Source organism: Pseudomonas orientalis, assembly GCF_001439815.1.
Classification (GTDB): domain Bacteria; phylum Pseudomonadota; class Gammaproteobacteria; order Pseudomonadales; family Pseudomonadaceae; genus Aquipseudomonas; species Aquipseudomonas orientalis.
The window spans coordinates 139,679-155,060 of the sequence record NZ_JYLM01000004.1 but is presented as its reverse complement, the minus strand read 5'-3'; the positions used below and the strand labels follow the sequence as shown (position 1 = coordinate 155,060).

Sequence of the window (15,382 nt, the reverse complement as noted above, 5' to 3'; positions counted from 1 at the left end):
TGATGGAACTGGATCAGGTTAACTACAATCAAAACGTACAGATAACCCACCGGAGTCATCCATCATGCGTCTTAAATATGCTGTCGCAACCCTCGCTGTGCTCTCCCTCCCTGTCGGCTCAGCCATGGCCGACAGCTTCTGGCGTAATGTCATCTCGTCGGGTGCCACCACCGGCTCGACCTACCTGACCTTCAAGGACCACAAAATGGTCGTCGCCGCTCAGGACGACGCCGGCAGCTTCGTCGCCAGCGACGGCGGCATTCGCGGCCCGTACCTGGAAGCGGCCATGCAGAAAGTGCGTGCCGACAACCCTGGCCTGCAGGCCACGGACATGGAGCTGGCCAACGCCATCCTCGCGAAGAACGCTGTTACCGAGTAAGACTACAGCGTAAAAAATGCCGCTTTTTCAAGCGGCATTTTTTTGCCTGCAACATGACGAATCGTTCACGGGCGACAGGCTATATTCAGTCGAGCCGTGCAACCATGCAGGACTCGCACGCCATCACTCATCGCCCATCGGATGCCTTCTTCGTCATGAGCCAACAGCCTTTCCTGCCGTTCTCCAAACCTACCATTGACGAAGCCACGATCTCGGCGGTCGGCGATGTCCTGCGTTCCGGCTGGATCACCAGTGGCCCGAAGGTGCAGGCGTTCGAAGCGCAGTTGTCGGAGTACTTCGGCGGCCGTCCGGTACGCACCTTCAACTCAGGCACCTGCACCATGGAGATTGCCTTGCGCATCGCCGGCATCGGGCCTGGGGATGAAGTAATCACTACGCCAATCTCCTGGGTCGCCACGGCCAACGTCATCCTCGAGGTGGGCGCCACCCCGGTCTTTGCCGATATCGACCCGGTGACCCGCAACATTGATCTGGCCCAGGTTGAAGCGGCGATCACCCCGCGCACCAAGGCGATCATTCCGGTCTATCTGGCCGGTTTGCCCTTGGACATGCCGATGCTCTACGCGCTGGCCAACAAGTACAACCTGCGCATCGTCGAAGACGCCGCCCAGGCACTGGGGTCCAGCTGGGACGGGGAACGCATCGGCGCTACCGGCGACTTCGTGTCGTTCAGCTTCCAGGCGAACAAGAACATCACCTCATCCGAAGGTGGTTGCCTGGTGCTGAACAACGCCGAAGAAGCCCGTCTGGCCGAGAAATACCGCCTGCAAGGTGTGACCCGCAGCGGTTTCGACGGCCTGGATGTGGACGTGCTGGGCGGCAAGTTCAACATGACCGATATCGCCGCCGCCATTGGCCTGGGACAATTTGCCCACATCGAGAAGATCACCGCACATCGCCAGAACCTGGCACGGCACTACTTCGAATGCTTCGGCAGTGATTTTGAACAACAGTACGGCGCGCAACTGCCGCCCGCGGACTTCGAAAACAGCAACTGGCACCTGTTCCAACTGGTATTGCCGGAGCGTCAGGATGGTCTGCCCGCCCGCGCCACCTTTATGGAGCAGATGCAGGCCCAGGGCGTCGGCATTGGCTATCACTACCCGCCCATCCACCTGCTGAGCCTGTATCGAGCACAGGGATTCAAGGAAGGGATGTTCCCGGTAGCGGAGCGTGTGGGGCGATTGATCGTGTCGTTGCCGATGTTCACGGCGATGACGGAGGCAGATGTGGAGCGGGCGGTGGCGGCGGTCAAAGCGGTATTAAAGGCGGACTGATCACTTAAGGCCGGTGCAAATAAATGTGGGAGGGGGCTTGCCCCCGATTGCGCCGGGTCAGCCATTGATGAATCGGCTGACACTCCGCCATCGGGGGCAAGCCCCCTCCCACAATGGGTTCTGCGTTTACTCGCCGATGGCGGCTTTGTAGCCTGCAGCATCGAGCAGCTTGTCCAGATCGGCCACGTTGCTTGGCTTGAGCTTGAAGATCCAGGCGCCGTAAGGGTCAGAGTTCAACAGCTCAGGACTCCCACCCAACTCTTCGTTGACCGCAATCACTTCCCCTGCAACCGGGGCATAGATGTCCGAAGCCGCCTTCACCGACTCCACCACACCCGCCTGGCCCTGGGCTTCAAACGTGGCGCCCACCTCAGCCAACTCAACAAACACCACATCACCCAACGCTTCCTGTGCATGGTCGGAGATCCCGACGGTCACGGTGCCGTCCGCTTCCAGACGGGCCCACTCATGACTGTCGGCAAAGCGCAGGTCGGCAGGGATATTGCTCATAGTCTGTGTCCTCAAGAAGAAATGTCAGCGGCCAGTGGCCTGCCGGAAAATAGTTAGATCAAGGTCTTGCCATGGCGGACGAAGGTCGGCTTGACCACTCGAACCGGGTACCATTTGCCGCGGATTTCCACTTCGGCCCGGTCGGCGGTCGCCGTCGGTACGCGCGCCAGGGCAATGGATTTGCTAAGCGTAGGTGAGAAACTACCACTGGTGATCTCCCCTTCGCCAACATTGGCGATACGAACCACCTGGTGAGCACGTAGAACCCCACGTTCTTCCAGGACCAGCCCGACCAATTTGAACTGCACACCGGCCGCTTTTTCCGCCTCCAGCGCGGCACGGCCGATGAAATTGCGCCCTGCCGGTTCCCAGGCGATGCTCCAGGCCATGTTGGCGGCCAGGGGCGACACCTGCTGGTGGATATCCTGGCCATACAGGTTCATGCCGGCTTCCAGGCGCAAGGTATCGCGGGCACCGAGGCCGATGGGGGAAATACCGGCACCCACCAGGTCGTTGAAAAAACCCGGCGCCTGGTCGGCAGGCAGGACAATTTCCAGGCCGTCTTCGCCGGTGTAACCGGTACGGGCGATAAACCAATCGCCGTCGGCCTGGCCTTCAAACGGTTTGAGCTGATGGATCAGGGTGCCACGGGACTGGGTTACCAGCTCGGCGATCTTCTGCCGCGCATGGGGACCTTGAATGGCGAGCATGGCCAGCTCGGAGCGCTCCTGGAGTTGCACCTGATAGCTGCCCAGTTGCACCTGCATCCAGGCCATGTCCTGGTCACGGGTGGCGGCGTTGACCACCAGTCGGTAACCGGTTTCGGTACGGTAGACGATCATGTCGTCCACCACCCCGCCCTGCTCGTTGAGCATGGCGCTGTATAACGCGCGGCCGCAGCCGTGCAATCGATCGACATCATTGGCCAGCAGGTGCTGGAGCCATTCCTTGGCCTGGGGGCCGGTGACATCGATCACGGTCATATGAGATACATCGAACACCCCGCAGTCGCGCCGCACCTGATGGTGCTCCTCGACTTGCGAGCCGTAATGCAAAGGCATATCCCAACCGCCAAAATCGACCATTTTCGCGCCGAGGGCGAGATGCAGGTCATACAGAGGCGTACGCTGTCCCATGGGTTTCTCCTTCCGGGCTTGGCGAAGGTGCGCAGAGCTGCCACTTGCGCCGAACACCTTGAACGACAAGGCCCGCAGCCACATACAGCAGGTCGATCCGAAAGACGGAGCACACCGAATGCCGCGCATTGTAGCCGCAAGCTGTAGGACTGGCACCTAGCCTATTTGTCGTGCCGAACGTCGGATCAAGCCGATGACCGGCAACAACCCAACCAGCACCAGGGTCAACGCCGGCAGCGAGGCCCGCGCCCATTCCCCTTCACTGGTCATCTCAAAGATGCGCACCGCCAGGGTGTCCCAGCCAAACGGGCGCATCAGCAAGGTAGCGGGCATTTCCTTGAGCACGTCGACAAACACCAGCAACGCCGCGCTCAGGGTGCCGGGCAGCAACAGCGGCAGATACACCTTGCAAAACAGTTGTGGCCCACTCACTCCCAGGCTGCGTGCGGCCTCGGGCAACGACGGGCGGATACGCGCCAGGCTGTTTTCCAAAGGCCCGTAGGCGACCGCCAGGAATCGCACCAGATACGCCAGCACCAGCGCCGACAGACTGCCCAGCAGCAACGGCTTGCCCGCACCGCCCAGCCAGCCCGACAGCGGCACCACCAGTTCGCGGTCCAGATAGCTGAAGGCCAGCATGATCGAGACCGCGAGCACCGAGCCGGGCAAGGCATAACCGACATTGGCCAGGCTGATGCCGGAACGAATCGCCCGCGTCGGCGCCAGGCGGCTGGCGAACGCCAGTATCAGGGCCACGCTGACCGTCACCAGCGCCGCGATCCCACCCAGGTAGAGCGTATGCACGATCAGGCCGGTGTAGCGCTCATCCAGATCGAAGCGGCCGCGCTGCCAGAACCAGCCCACCAGTTGCAGCATCGGGATAACAAACGCGCAGGCGAACACCAGGCCACACCAGCCGCTGGCCGCGGCCGCCTTGAACCCACGCAGGTGATACAGCGCCTTGCCGCGCGGGCGCTCGTTGCCAGGTCGGCTCGCTCCCCGTGCGCGACGCTCGCCATACAGCACCAGCATCACCACCAGCAGCAACAGGCTGGCCAGTTGCGCGGCACTGGAGAGGCTGAAAAAGCCGTACCAGGTCTTATAGATGGCGGTGGTGAACGTATCGAAATTGAACACCGAGACCGCGCCAAAATCCGCCAGGGTTTCCATCAGGGCCAAGGCAACGCCGGCACCAATCGCCGGCCGCGCCATGGGCAGCGCCACGCGCCAGAATGCTTGCCACGGCGACTGCCCCAGCACCCGCGCCGCCTCCATCAAGCCCTTGCCCTGGGCCAGGAATGCAGAACGCGCCAGCAGGTAGACATAGGGGTAGAACACCAGCACCAAGACGATGATCACGCCGCTGGTGGAACGCACACGCGGCAAGCGCAGCCCCGCGCCGAACCAGTCGCGCAGCAGGGTCTGCACCGGGCCTGCAAAGTCCAGCAGCCCTACAAACACGAAGGCCAGCACATAGGCCGGAATCGCAAAGGGCAGCATCAACGCCCAATCCAGCCAGCGCCGCCCCGGGAACTCGCAAAGGCTGGTCAGCCAAGCCAGGCTCACGCCCAGCAACGTCACGCCAACACCGACGCCGAGCACCAGGGTCAAGGTGTTGCCCAGCAAGCGCGGCATCTGGGTGTCCCACAGGTGGGACCAGATCTGCTGATCGATGCTTTGCCAGGACAGCAACAGCACGCTCAGCGGCAGCAGCACCAGGGCGGCGACGGTAAAGACCGGCAGGTACCAGCGGCGTTGGGCGGGGTGGGCCAAAAGCAAATTCCCTGGAAATGGACTATCTGAAGGCAGACAAAAAACAGTGTGGGAGGGGGCTTGCCCTAATGCCGTGTGTAGGAGCGAGCTTGCTCGCGAAAAACGTCAACGATACGCGCGCTTCCTGAATGAACGCGGTGCCTGTGAGTTTTTCGCGAGCAAGCTCGCTCCTACAAAAAGCTTTAACGATTTAAAAACTCAGTTCCAGCCGGCACGGTCCATCAAGCGGATCGCCTCGGCCTGCCGTTTACCCGCCACTTCCACCGGCAAGGTATCGGCCACGAATTTGCCCCAGGTCGCCACTTCGGCCGACGGCGGTACCGCCGGGTTGGCTGGGAACTCCTGGTTCACGTCGGCGAAAATCTTCTGCGCCTCAGGCGTAGTCATCCATTCCACCAGGGCCTTGGCCGCCGCCGGGTGTGGCGCGTGTTTGGTCAAGCCGATGCCCGACAGGTTCACATGCACGCCACGGTCGCCCTGGTTCGGCCAGAACAGCTTCACCGCCAGGTCCGGCTTCTGCTTGTGCAGGCGGCCATAGTAGTAAGTGTTGACGATGCCGACATCGCATTGCCCGGCATTGATCGCCTCCAGCACCGCGATGTCGTCGGAGAACACATCGGTGGAGAGGTTATTCACCCAGCCTTTGACGATTTCTTCGGTCTTGGCCGCGCCGTGGGTTTCGATCAGCGTGGCGGTCAGGGACTGGTTGTAGACCTTTTTCGCCGTGCGCAGGCACAGGCGGCCTTCCCACTGTTTGTCGGCCAGGGCTTCGTAGGTGGTCAGGTCGCCCGGTTTTACCCGGTCGGTGGAATAGGCGATGGTGCGCGCGCGCAGGCTCAAACCGGTCCAGGCGTGGGCCGAGGAGCGGTATTGCAGCGGAATGTTCTTGTCGATCACCTCGGAGGTGAACGGCTGCAGGATGCCCATCTGCTCGGCCTGCCAGAGGTTGCCGGCGTCGACGGTGAGCAGCAGGTCGGCGGTGGCATTTTCGCCCTCGGCCTTGATGCGCTGCATCAGCGGCGCTTCCTTGTCGGTGATGAACTTGACCTGTACGCCGGTCTTGCGGGTGTAGGCGTCGAACACCGGCTTGATCAGCTCGTCGATGCGCGAGGAGTAGACCACCACTTCGTCGGCGGCCTGCACGGTGGCGCTGCCGATCAGGGTGAGTGCCAGGGCAGTCAGGAGGCGCTTGGGTGCCAACATGGGTGCGGTCTCTCATTTGCAAAAAGAGCGCAAATGATAAGGACTCACATTTGGTAACGCTTGGTGGAGGCGTTACCAGATGTTGCACGGCTGGAGAGATGCGTGAGGGCTGATGGCCTCATCGGGGGCAAGCCCTCTCCCACAGGGGGCCGCATTTCAGTTCACGGTTTGGCGAGGTCCGGGAGGTCGCCGGTCAGGCCCAAGGCCTGGCGTACAAACACTGCCTTGGCTTCGGGCATCTGATCGACGATTTTCAACCCGGCATTGCGCAACCAGCGCAGCGGCAGTTGATCGGCCTGAAACAGGCGCTCGAAGCCTTCCATGGCCGCCATCAGCGCCAGATTATGCGGCATGCGCCGACGTTCGTAGCGGCTCAGCACCTTCACATCCGCCAGACGCTCGCCACGCTCGGTCGCCGCCAGCAGCACTTCGGCCAGCACCGCAGCATCGAGAAACCCCAGGTTTACGCCCTGCCCCGCCAAGGGATGGATGACGTGGGCCGCATCGCCAATCAACGCCAGGCCCTCGGCCACGTAGCGTTTGGCGTGGCGCTGACGCAACGGCACGCAGACGCGCGGGTCGGCGCTGACCACAGTGCCCAAGCGGCCCTCAAAGGCCCGCTCCAGTTCACGGCAGAAGCGCTCATCATCCAGGGCCATCAGGCGCTCGGACTCCGTCGGCGTGGTCGACCATACGATCGAGCACCAGTCCTCTTGCCCATCGCGCACCAGCGGCAGGAATGCCAGCGGGCCCGTGTCGGTGAAGCGTTGCCACGCCGTGCGCTGGTGCGGCTGGCTGCTGCGCACGCTGGTCACGATGGCGTTGTGCAGGTAGTCCCATTCACGGGTGGGGGTGCCGGTCAGGCGGCGCACTGCGGAGTTGGCGCCGTCGGCGGCGACCACCAGCGGCGCGCGCAGCTTGCGCCCGTCGGCCAGGGTCAGCAGCCAGTCATCGCCGGAACGGCGCATCTGCTCCAGGCGCGCGTTGGCCAGCAGCCCCAGGTCACACTCATGCAGGCGGTCCAGCAAGGCATCCTGGACCACGCGGTTCTCGACGATATGCCCCAGCACCTCGGCATGCACGCTGGCCGCCGAGAAGTGGATCTGCCCGGTGCCGCTGCCGTCCCACACTTGCATCTGGCCATAGGGGCTGGCGCGGCGCTCGACGATGCCGTCCCACACGCCAAGGCGCTCCAGAATGCGCTGGCTGGCGGCGGACAGCGCACTGACCCGTGGTTCAAACGCCGCTGCCGGCTCGAACGGCTTGACGCTCAGCGGGCTGCCGTCAAGCAGCAACACCTGCAGGCCACTGCCCTGCAACGCCAGCGCCAGGGCGCTTCCGACCATTCCGGCCCCGACAATCAGCACATCTGCGCGCATGTCCATAGTCAAGCCTGTCTCGCTGGCGGCTTGCGCCGCACGTAAAGGGTTTTGTCGACCCGCGCCACCAGGGTGCCGGAGCCGTCATGAATCTGGACCTTGAGGCGAGGCAGATATTTCTCGCCAGTGGCGGTCTGTCGACGCACCTCATCGAGCAAGGCGTCGTCGATGGAAAATTCGGCATACACCGGGCCTTTGCCCGGCGAGACGAAGTCGATGCTGGCGGCCTTGTCCCACACAATGTAATCACGGCCCAGGTTTTCCATCAGCATCAGCATGTAGAACGGGTCGACCATCGAATACAGGCTGCCGCCGAACTGGGTGCCCACATAGTTGCGGTTATACCAGCCCAGGCCCATGCGCACCTTGACGTGACGAAAGTCGGCGCTCATCTGCTGCACGCTGACCCCGGCGCCCAGGTACGGTGGATAGAGCGTCATCACCCAGCGTAACAGTCGCGCCTTGCCCAGGCGCCGGATCAGCCACTTACGCATCGGGGCGCGTGCCCAGGCCCATGGCCTGACGGGCGAACCAGCGCTTGGCCGGCGGTAGCAGGTCCAGGCCGAGCAGGCCCAGGTTGCGCCCCAGCGCCACCAACGGTTGCCCGCTGCCGAACAGGCGCGTGACCTGGTCGGAGAAACCCACGGTCAATTGCTGGTCCAGGCGCTGGCGTTCGCGGTAGCGTTGCAGGGTTGCCAGATCGCCCGGCACCGCAGGCCCGGCCAGCAAGGCTTCGGCCAGGGCGTTGGCATCGCGCAGGGACAGGTTGAAACCCTGCCCGGCGATCGGGTGCAGGCTGTGCGCCGCATTGCCGAGCACCACCAGGTGCGAGCGCACTTGTTCTTCCGCTTCCACCAGAGTCAGCGGATACAGATGTCGTGCGCCTACCTGCTTCAGGGTGCCCAGGCGGTAGCCGAACACGCCCTGCAATTCGCTGAGGAAACTGCGCTCGTCAAGGTCGGCCAGGCGCTGGGCGTCCATGCCCATGCGGGTCCACACCAGCGCGCAGCGGTTGTCGGGCAGTGGCAGCAAGGCCATCGGCCCTTCATCGGTGAAGCGCTCGAACGCTTCGCCGTTGTGGGCTTCGCTCGGGGTGATATTGGCGATCAGCGCGCTCTGGTTATACGGGCGGGTCTTGACGCCGATGCCCAGTTGTTCGCGCAGGCCCGAGCGGCCACCGTCGGCCAGTACAGCGAGGTCGCACTCCAGCACCGTTTCGTCGTTGAGGGTCAGTCGGTAGCCATCAGACAGGGGCTCCATGCGCGTGACTTCCGCAGGGCAGCGCCAACTGACCACCTCTTTATCCAGGCCTTGCCACAGGCACTGGCCCAGCCAGGCGTTTTCCACCACATAACCCAAGGCCGGCACGCCCTCTTCCAGGGCGGACAGACGCGCGGTGGAGAAACGGCCACGGTCGGACACATGGATGTGCTTGATCGGCTCGGCGCGGCGGGAAATGTCCTGCCACACGCCCAGACGTTGATAGATCTGCCGGGCACCAAAGGACAGCGCCGAAGAACGCGCATCGTAGCTCGGCTGATAACTGTCACCCGGCGCGAAGGGCTCGATCAGTGCAATTTTCCACCCTCGCGCCTTGGCTCCGGCCTGCAACGCCAGTGCCAGGCTGGCGCCCACCAGGCCACCGCCGATGATCGCCAGGTTGACCCGGCTCATCGGGCAGCCGCCATCAGCGCTTCGATCTCGGCCACCGTCTTGGGCACCGCGCCGGTCAGAATCTCACAGCCTTGCTTGGTCACTATCACGTCGTCCTCGATGCGTACGCCAATGCCACGCCACTTCTTCGCTACGTTCTGGTTATCCGGTGAAATATAGATCCCCGGCTCCACGGTCAAGGCCATGCCGACTTCCAGCACGCGCCATTCACCGCCCACTTTGTATTCGCCCACATCATGCACATCCATGCCCAGCCAGTGGCCGGCGCGGTGCATGTAAAAGGCGCGGTAGGCTTCGCTGGCGATCAGCTCGTCAACGTCGCCTTGCAGCAACCCCAGCTTGACCAGCCCGGCCGTGATGACCTGCACGGTCGCCTCATGCGCCTGGTTCCAGTGCTTGTTCGGCGCGATCTGCGCGAAGGCGGCTTCCTGGGAGGCCAGCACGATCTCGTAGATCGCCTTTTGCTCGGGCGAAAATCTGCCGTTGACCGGCCAGGTGCGGGTGATGTCACTGGCGTAGCAGTCGATCTCGCAACCGGCGTCGATCAATACCAGGTCACCGTCCTTGAGCAGCGCGTCATTCTGCTGGTAATGCAGGATGCAGCTGTTGCGCCCGGCCGCCACGATGGAGCCATAAGCCGGCATTTTCGCGCCGCCCTTGCGGAATTCGTAATCCAGCTCGGCCTCCAGGCTGAACTCATGCAGGCCGGCACGGCTGGCCTGCATTGCGCGCACATGGGCGGCGCAGGAAATCCGTGCCGCTTCGCGCATCACCTTCACTTCCGCTGCCGATTTATACAGGCGCATGTCGTGCAGCAAGTGATCCAGGGCAACGAATTCGTTCGGCGGCTGGGCGCCCAGGTGCGCTTTGGAGCGGATCACGTTGATCCACTCCATCACATGCCGGTCGAATTCGGCATTGCTGCCCATGGCCGAATACACGCGGTCGCGGCCTTCAATCAGGCCGGGCAGAATGTCGTCGATATCGGTGATGGGAAACGCGTCGTCGGCACCAAAATCGCGGATCGCGCCTTCGGTACCGGCGCGCAGGCCGTCCCACAATTCGCGTTCGGCGTTGCGCTCGCGGCAGAACAGCACGTACTCGCCATGCTGGCGACCGGGCATCAGCACGATCACCGCCGAAGGTTCTGGGAAGCCGCTCAGGTACTGGAAGTCGCTGTCCTGGCGGTAGACATGCTCGACATCACGGTTGCGGATCGCTACGGCGGCGGCCGGCAGGATCGCGATGCTGTTGGGTTCCATCTGCGCCATGAGCGCCTTGCGGCGACGGGTGTATTCCGCTTTGGGGATATGGATCATGGGCAGACGGGCTTCCTTTTTCAGTGCAGCGACGGCTTGGGCGCCGCAGGTTCAGCGGACTTCCTGGTCTCGGTGAACAACAGCAATGGCGCGACGCGCAGGTATTCCATGACTTCCATGTAATCGCCCTCGCCATCTTCGGACTCTTCCAGGGCGTCCTGCACCTGGGAGATGGCTGCCAGGTCCTGCAACACTTCCTTGGCGTCGGTGCTCAGTTCCAGGCCGCCGGCGTTCACGCCGAAACCGTGGAGGAAACCCTGGCACCATTGGCCCAGTGCAGCGGCGCGCTCGGCAAGCGGCGCATCGTCGGTCGGCAGCAGCAGGACCACGGTGACGTCATCACCGGTCAGTTCGCCCTTGACCATCTCTTGCAGGCCGATCAGCGCGTTACGCACGTTCTCGGTCGGTTCGGTTTCCAGCAGCTCGGCCACATCGGCCAGCCAGTTGTCGGCATCGAAGCCCACGCCGGTGCAGCTGCGGCCCAACAGCACGCCGTGCAGTTCGGCAGGCGAGCAAGGATGGCCGCTGGTGCTCAGCAGTTTGGAAAAAGCGTCGTACGGGGAGTTCTGAATGGGCATGGTGAGCTAGGCGCCAGACGGCGCAATGTCTAGAATGGAGCGCTGTATCCTAGCACCGGCAGACGTACCAAGACTATCGAGGGCGTCAGATCGTTTATCCTGAAGTTGCCATTCATCAGACAAATCCAGTGGAACCCAATGGAAGACACCGACCTGCAAGCGCTGATGGCCAGACTCGAACTGCTAATTGATCGGGTCGAGCAACTTAAGAGTCAAAACGGACTCCTACTAGCTCAGGAAAAGACCTGGCGCGAGGAACGCGCTCACCTCATTGAAAAAAACGAAATCGCCCGGCGTAAGGTCGAATCGATGATTTCGCGCCTGAAGGCCCTGGAGCAAGACTCATGAGTTCAAGCAATAGCGTTACCGTGCAGATCCTCGACAAAGAATATTCGATCATCTGCCCCCAGGAAGAGCGCAGCAACCTGGTGAGCGCTGCCCGCTACCTGGACGGCAAGATGCGTGAAATCCGCAGCAGCGGCAAAGTGATCGGCGCCGACCGCATCGCCGTGATGGCCGCACTGAACATTACCCACGACCTGCTGCACAAGCAGGAGCGCCCTGACGTGCAGGCCAGCGGCTCGACCCGCGAACAGGTGCGTGACCTGCTCGAACGCGTTGACCTGGCGCTTTCCACCGATTCGGACGCACCCAAGGGCTGATTGCCGAGTCTGTTTAAGGTATACTCGCCTCACTCCCTGGCGTGTTTGCCAGTCGGCGATGTCCCGGAGCCGATTCGCACTACCCTGGAAGTTGCACGTTGGGCTGGTGTGCATGTCCGCTAGACGGAAAGCCTTAAAGCCTACTGCTTCTTCCACCTTGAACTTTCGGGTTCAAGGGCTTAGTCGACAGCGGCTCTGCCGGGGAGCCTGAATTCCCAAACTCAATGCCAGTCCCAGGACTGGCATTGTTTTATGAGCCGAAAAGCCATGACCGAACCTGCGCCGCTTTCTCGTCCGCAACTTCGACGCCTGTTGCGCAACGCCCGCCGCGCCCTGACGCCCCGCGAGCAGCGCCAGGCCGCCCTTGGCCTGTATCGGCAACTGGCACAGCACCCGCTGTTTCGCCGGGCCAGACATATTTCCCTATACCTACCGACGGACGGTGAAATCGATCCGCGCCTGCTGCTGCGCGCTGCCCAGCGCCAGGGCAAGGCCACCTACCTGCCGGTACTGAGTGCGTGGCCGCGTACCAAGATGGTGTTCCAGCGCGTGCGGCCTGGGGATAAGTTGTTGCCCAACCGCTTTCGCATTCTCGAACCTCGGGCCGATGCCCGGCGCCAACGCAATGTGTGGGCATTGGACCTGGTGCTGCTGCCGCTGGTGGGGTTCGATAATGAGGGCGGGCGATTGGGCATGGGCGGCGGATTCTATGACCGCAGCCTGGCTTACCTCGCCAGGCGCAACAGCTGGCGCAAGCCGACGCTGCTGGGGTTGGCCCATGAGTGTCAGCAAGTCGATCGCTTGGCGCAGGCAAGTTGGGACGTGCCGCTGGCGGGCACTGTCACCGATAAGCACTGGTATGTCGCAGGAACGTCGCTGGAGCCAGCGACGCTTTAAGTCGTGTTAACGCTTGAATTGCTGCTGCACAGGCGAGAGTTCAACCGGCGCATCGGTCTTGTTCGACCACAGGCTCTGGGCATAACCGGTGGTCACGACACCCAGACCAAACAAAATAACCAATATCCATAGTAAATCCGGTTTACGTTGCATCGATTGCCCCCCTTCAGGCATCTCGTACACGATGACAACAACGTTCCAAAGTAGTCCGTTGCAGCTGCGCCAAGCTTGAAGCCCGGCATTCTGCGGTAACGTGAACCAACACGCAAACCTTGGCGCCAACCGACTGTCGGTTTGTCACGGGATTGCCCGACAACTTGCCCAATGCCTTTTCAGGAGCGCAAAAATGGCCTACTGGCTGATGAAATCCGAGCCCGACGAACTCTCGATCCAAGGCCTGGAGAAGCTCGGTGAAGCCCGCTGGGACGGGGTGCGTAACTACCAGGCGCGCAACTTTTTGCGGGCCATGGCGGTGGGCGACGAGTTCTTCTTCTACCATTCCAGCTGTCCCGAGCCGGGTATTGCCGGCGTCGGCAAAATCGTCGAGGCCGCCTATCCCGACCCGACCGCGCTGGAGCCAGAAAGCCACTATTTCGATGCCAAGGCCACCCCGGAGAAAAACCCGTGGAGCGCAATCGACGTCGCGCATGTAGAGACCTTTCCCAAAGTGCTGGGCCTGGGCTACTTGAAACAGCAGGCCGCGCTGGACGAACTGTCGTTGGTGCAAAAAGGCAGCCGGCTTTCGGTGATGCCGGTTACTGCCGAACAGTGGGCGGCGGTCATGGGTTTGCGTTGAAGCGTTACTGAATGATCAGGTTGTTGAACAACAGGTCTTCCACTACCGGCTTGCCGGTCTCATCGTTCATCACTTGCTGCGTCTGTTTCAACGCTTCCTGACGCAGCTTTTCCTTGCCTTCAACACTGCTCATGGCTTCGTTGGTCTGCTGGGTAAACAGCGCCACCAGTTGGTTGCGAATCAACGGGTCGTTGGCTTTGACCAACTTTGCCGCTTCTTCGCCGGTCACGCGCAGGGCAATGTCGGCCTTGAATACCTTGAGTTTTGCCGTGCCATCCAGGCCGTAGTTGCCCACAAACGGCGGGGAAAGGCTGATATAGCTGACCTTCGGCGCCTCGCCCTCTTTGGCTTCTTCGGCCTGGGCTGCCATCGGCAAGGTCAGGGCCAGCATCAACAGGATCCACGCTTTCACAGTTCATTCCTCGAATTCGGTTGCCGGGTAGCATAACGCTAGCAAGGCTGAGCACAAGCTTATGGGGACTTATCAGGCGCGGGCATGCTCGTTGACCCACGGGCGTACCCTCCTACACTTATCGGCCACGATGCCAAAAGGAATAGTCCGATGAAAGCTGTGCTGTGCAAAGCCTTCGGCCCCGCCGAAACCCTGGTGCTGGAAGAGATCGCCAGCCCCGCGATCAAGAAGAACGAAATCCTGCTGGACGTGCATGCCGCCGGGGTGAATTTCCCCGACACCCTGATCATCGAGGGCAAATACCAGTTCAAGCCGCCCTTCCCGTTTTCACCCGGTGGCGAAGCGGCTGGCGTGGTCAGTGAAGTGGGTGAAAAAGTCAGCCACCTGAAGGTCGGTGACCGCGTAATGGCATTGACTGGCTGGGGCAGCTTTGCCGAGCAGGTGGCGGTGCCGGGCTATAACGTGCTGCCGATCCCGCCCAGCATGGACTTCAACACTGCCGCAGCCTTCAGCATGACCTACGGCACCTCGATGCACGCGCTCAAACAGCGAGCCAACCTGCAACCCGGCGAAACCCTGCTGGTGCTCGGCGCTTCCGGTGGCGTGGGCCTGGCCGCCGTGGAAATCGGCAAGGCCATGGGCGCGCGGGTAATCGCCGCCGCCAGCAGCGCCGACAAACTCGCGGTGGCCAAGGCGGCCGGTGCCGATGAGTTGATCAATTACAGCGAAGCCAGCCTCAAGGATGAGGTCAAGCGCCTCACCGATGGCAACGGCGCCGATGTGATCTACGACCCGGTGGGCGGCGATCTGTTTGACCAGGCGATCCGCTCGATCGCCTGGAACGGCCGCCTGTTGGTAGTGGGCTTTGCCAGCGGACGCATCCCCGAATTGCCGGTGAACCTGGCACTGCTCAAGGGCGCGGCGGTGGTGGGCGTATTCTGGGGCTCGTTTGCCCAGCGCCAGCCGCAGGATAACGCGGCGAATTTCCAACAATTGTTCACGTGGTATGGCGAGGGCAAGTTGAAGCCGTTGGTGTCGCAGGTGTATCCGCTGGAGCAGGCGGCCCAGGCGATCAATGATCTGGGGCAGCGCAAGGCGGTGGGTAAGGTTGTGGTGCAAATCCGCTGACCGAAGTGAAATGCAGCCCAAATGTGGGAGGGGGCTTGCCCCCGATAGCAGTGGGTCAGCCAGGAATGACTAACCAGATACACCGCCATCGGGGGCAAGCCCCCTCCCACATTTGATCCTCAACGACCCCCACTTACCTATTCGCGACATGTTCATAAGAGAACATGCAATTGCTCCCATTTCCTGTGTTTGCAGCCAAGAGGCGATGCTATTTTCGGTAACGAAACTGTAACATTCG

The 15,382-nt window shown here is 62.1% G+C and carries 18 protein-coding genes and 1 other RNA gene; 8 read left to right on the top strand and 11 right to left on the bottom strand.

What is annotated here, in order from left to right:
• Positions 1 to 64 precede the first annotated feature (64 nt).
• A complete protein-coding gene (locus TU82_RS11965; RefSeq protein ID WP_057723397.1) occupies positions 65 to 379 on the top strand; it encodes a DUF2388 domain-containing protein in 315 nt (104 codons plus the stop codon).
• A gap of 155 nt (positions 380 to 534) precedes the next feature.
• Complete coding sequence (locus TU82_RS11960; RefSeq protein WP_057723702.1) at positions 535 to 1,677, top strand: DegT/DnrJ/EryC1/StrS family aminotransferase; 1,143 nt, start codon at positions 535 to 537, stop codon at positions 1,675 to 1,677.
• A gap of 126 nt (positions 1,678 to 1,803) precedes the next feature.
• Here TU82_RS11960 and gcvH read toward each other — a convergent pair whose 3' ends face one another.
• The 9 genes from gcvH to TU82_RS11915 form a co-directional block, all read right to left on the bottom strand.
• Positions 1,804 to 2,187, bottom strand: coding sequence for a glycine cleavage system protein GcvH (gene gcvH / locus TU82_RS11955; protein WP_057723396.1), 384 nt, complete (start codon positions 2,185 to 2,187; stop codon positions 1,804 to 1,806).
• Between the two features lie 53 nt (positions 2,188 to 2,240).
• Positions 2,241 to 3,323: a glycine cleavage system aminomethyltransferase GcvT gene (gcvT, locus tag TU82_RS11950; protein WP_057723395.1), complete on the bottom strand. Its 1,083-nt coding sequence runs from the start codon at positions 3,321 to 3,323 to the stop codon at positions 2,241 to 2,243.
• A gap of 156 nt (positions 3,324 to 3,479) precedes the next feature.
• Complete coding sequence (locus tag TU82_RS11945; protein WP_057723394.1) at positions 3,480 to 5,096, bottom strand: ABC transporter permease; 1,617 nt, start codon at positions 5,094 to 5,096, stop codon at positions 3,480 to 3,482.
• A 198-nt stretch (positions 5,097 to 5,294) separates the two neighbouring features.
• Entirely contained in the window at positions 5,295 to 6,299 is a 1,005-nt protein-coding gene (locus TU82_RS11940) for an extracellular solute-binding protein (protein WP_057723393.1), read from the bottom strand.
• Between the two features lie 161 nt (positions 6,300 to 6,460).
• Positions 6,461 to 7,678: a 2-octaprenyl-3-methyl-6-methoxy-1,4-benzoquinol hydroxylase gene (locus tag TU82_RS11935; RefSeq protein WP_169794963.1), complete on the bottom strand. Its 1,218-nt coding sequence runs from the start codon at positions 7,676 to 7,678 to the stop codon at positions 6,461 to 6,463.
• Positions 7,679 to 7,686: 8 nt separating this feature from the next.
• On the bottom strand, positions 7,687 to 8,172 hold the full coding sequence (locus TU82_RS11930; protein ID WP_057723391.1) for a DUF4442 domain-containing protein: 486 nt from the start codon (positions 8,170 to 8,172) through the stop codon (positions 7,687 to 7,689).
• Entirely contained in the window at positions 8,165 to 9,352 is a 1,188-nt protein-coding gene (gene ubiH, locus TU82_RS11925) for a 2-octaprenyl-6-methoxyphenyl hydroxylase (protein ID WP_057723390.1), read from the bottom strand. The genes TU82_RS11930 and ubiH overlap by 8 nt, the downstream gene beginning before the upstream one ends.
• Positions 9,349 to 10,671: a Xaa-Pro aminopeptidase gene (pepP, locus tag TU82_RS11920; RefSeq protein WP_057723389.1), complete on the bottom strand. Its 1,323-nt coding sequence runs from the start codon at positions 10,669 to 10,671 to the stop codon at positions 9,349 to 9,351. Before pepP ends, ubiH begins: the two co-directional genes overlap by 4 nt.
• A 20-nt stretch (positions 10,672 to 10,691) precedes the next feature.
• On the bottom strand, positions 10,692 to 11,249 hold the full coding sequence (locus TU82_RS11915; RefSeq protein WP_057723388.1) for a YecA/YgfB family protein: 558 nt from the start codon (positions 11,247 to 11,249) through the stop codon (positions 10,692 to 10,694).
• 138 nt (positions 11,250 to 11,387) lie between these two features.
• Between TU82_RS11915 and TU82_RS11910 the strand changes: the two genes are divergently transcribed.
• The 4 genes from TU82_RS11910 (at position 11,388) to TU82_RS11900 (ending at position 12,808) form a co-directional block, all read left to right on the top strand.
• Positions 11,388 to 11,597, top strand: coding sequence for a TIGR02449 family protein (locus tag TU82_RS11910; RefSeq protein ID WP_003177365.1), 210 nt, complete (start codon positions 11,388 to 11,390; stop codon positions 11,595 to 11,597).
• Entirely contained in the window at positions 11,594 to 11,911 is a 318-nt protein-coding gene (locus TU82_RS11905) for a cell division protein ZapA (protein WP_057723387.1), read from the top strand. Before TU82_RS11910 ends, TU82_RS11905 begins: the two co-directional genes overlap by 4 nt.
• Before the next feature lie 30 nt (positions 11,912 to 11,941).
• Positions 11,942 to 12,120, top strand: a non-coding RNA gene (gene ssrS, locus TU82_RS27835) — 6S RNA.
• A 58-nt stretch (positions 12,121 to 12,178) separates the two neighbouring features.
• Positions 12,179 to 12,808: a 5-formyltetrahydrofolate cyclo-ligase gene (locus TU82_RS11900; RefSeq protein ID WP_057723386.1), complete on the top strand. Its 630-nt coding sequence runs from the start codon at positions 12,179 to 12,181 to the stop codon at positions 12,806 to 12,808.
• Between the two features lie 6 nt (positions 12,809 to 12,814).
• Here TU82_RS11900 and TU82_RS28900 read toward each other — a convergent pair whose 3' ends face one another.
• Positions 12,815 to 12,961, bottom strand: coding sequence for a hypothetical protein (locus tag TU82_RS28900; RefSeq protein ID WP_015886446.1), 147 nt, complete (start codon positions 12,959 to 12,961; stop codon positions 12,815 to 12,817).
• Between the two features lie 193 nt (positions 12,962 to 13,154).
• On the opposite strand from TU82_RS28900, the gene TU82_RS11895 reads away from it, so the two are divergent.
• Positions 13,155 to 13,604, top strand: coding sequence for an EVE domain-containing protein (locus TU82_RS11895; RefSeq protein WP_057723385.1), 450 nt, complete (start codon positions 13,155 to 13,157; stop codon positions 13,602 to 13,604).
• 4 nt (positions 13,605 to 13,608) lie between these two features.
• Here the strand turns inward: TU82_RS11895 and TU82_RS11890 are convergent, their stop codons facing one another.
• Entirely contained in the window at positions 13,609 to 14,016 is a 408-nt protein-coding gene (locus tag TU82_RS11890; RefSeq protein ID WP_057723384.1) for a flagellar basal body-associated protein FliL, read from the bottom strand.
• Between the two features lie 150 nt (positions 14,017 to 14,166).
• On the opposite strand from TU82_RS11890, the gene TU82_RS11885 reads away from it, so the two are divergent.
• On the top strand, positions 14,167 to 15,144 hold the full coding sequence (locus tag TU82_RS11885) for an NADPH:quinone oxidoreductase family protein (protein WP_057723383.1): 978 nt from the start codon (positions 14,167 to 14,169) through the stop codon (positions 15,142 to 15,144).
• The last annotated feature ends 238 nt before the right edge of the window (positions 15,145 to 15,382 follow it).

What these genes read in the sequence shown, in the direction of transcription:
- TU82_RS11885 (WP_057723383.1), top strand. Translation starts at nt 14,167, where the DNA reads ATGAAAGCTGTGCTGTGCAAAGCCTTCGGCCCCGCCGAAACCCTGGTG.
- ubiH (WP_057723390.1), bottom strand. Translation starts at nt 9,352, where the DNA reads ATGAGCCGGGTCAACCTGGCGATCATCGGCGGTGGCCTGGTGGGCGCC.
- TU82_RS11940 (WP_057723393.1), bottom strand. Translation starts at nt 6,299, where the DNA reads ATGTTGGCACCCAAGCGCCTCCTGACTGCCCTGGCACTCACCCTGATC.
- gcvT (WP_057723395.1), bottom strand. Translation starts at nt 3,323, where the DNA reads ATGGGACAGCGTACGCCTCTGTATGACCTGCATCTCGCCCTCGGCGCG.
- TU82_RS11960 (WP_057723702.1), top strand. Translation starts at nt 535, where the DNA reads ATGAGCCAACAGCCTTTCCTGCCGTTCTCCAAACCTACCATTGACGAA.
- TU82_RS11965 (WP_057723397.1), top strand. Translation starts at nt 65, where the DNA reads ATGCGTCTTAAATATGCTGTCGCAACCCTCGCTGTGCTCTCCCTCCCT.
- pepP (WP_057723389.1), bottom strand. Translation starts at nt 10,671, where the DNA reads ATGATCCATATCCCCAAAGCGGAATACACCCGTCGCCGCAAGGCGCTC.
- TU82_RS11915 (WP_057723388.1), bottom strand. Translation starts at nt 11,249, where the DNA reads ATGCCCATTCAGAACTCCCCGTACGACGCTTTTTCCAAACTGCTGAGC.
- TU82_RS11905 (WP_057723387.1), top strand. Translation starts at nt 11,594, where the DNA reads ATGAGTTCAAGCAATAGCGTTACCGTGCAGATCCTCGACAAAGAATAT.
- gcvH (WP_057723396.1), bottom strand. Translation starts at nt 2,187, where the DNA reads ATGAGCAATATCCCTGCCGACCTGCGCTTTGCCGACAGTCATGAGTGG.
- TU82_RS11935 (WP_169794963.1), bottom strand. Translation starts at nt 7,678, where the DNA reads ATGCGCGCAGATGTGCTGATTGTCGGGGCCGGAATGGTCGGAAGCGCC.
- TU82_RS11900 (WP_057723386.1), top strand. Translation starts at nt 12,179, where the DNA reads ATGACCGAACCTGCGCCGCTTTCTCGTCCGCAACTTCGACGCCTGTTG.
- TU82_RS11895 (WP_057723385.1), top strand. Translation starts at nt 13,155, where the DNA reads ATGGCCTACTGGCTGATGAAATCCGAGCCCGACGAACTCTCGATCCAA.
- TU82_RS28900 (WP_015886446.1), bottom strand. Translation starts at nt 12,961, where the DNA reads ATGCAACGTAAACCGGATTTACTATGGATATTGGTTATTTTGTTTGGT.
- TU82_RS11910 (WP_003177365.1), top strand. Translation starts at nt 11,388, where the DNA reads ATGGAAGACACCGACCTGCAAGCGCTGATGGCCAGACTCGAACTGCTA.
- TU82_RS11930 (WP_057723391.1), bottom strand. Translation starts at nt 8,172, where the DNA reads ATGCGTAAGTGGCTGATCCGGCGCCTGGGCAAGGCGCGACTGTTACGC.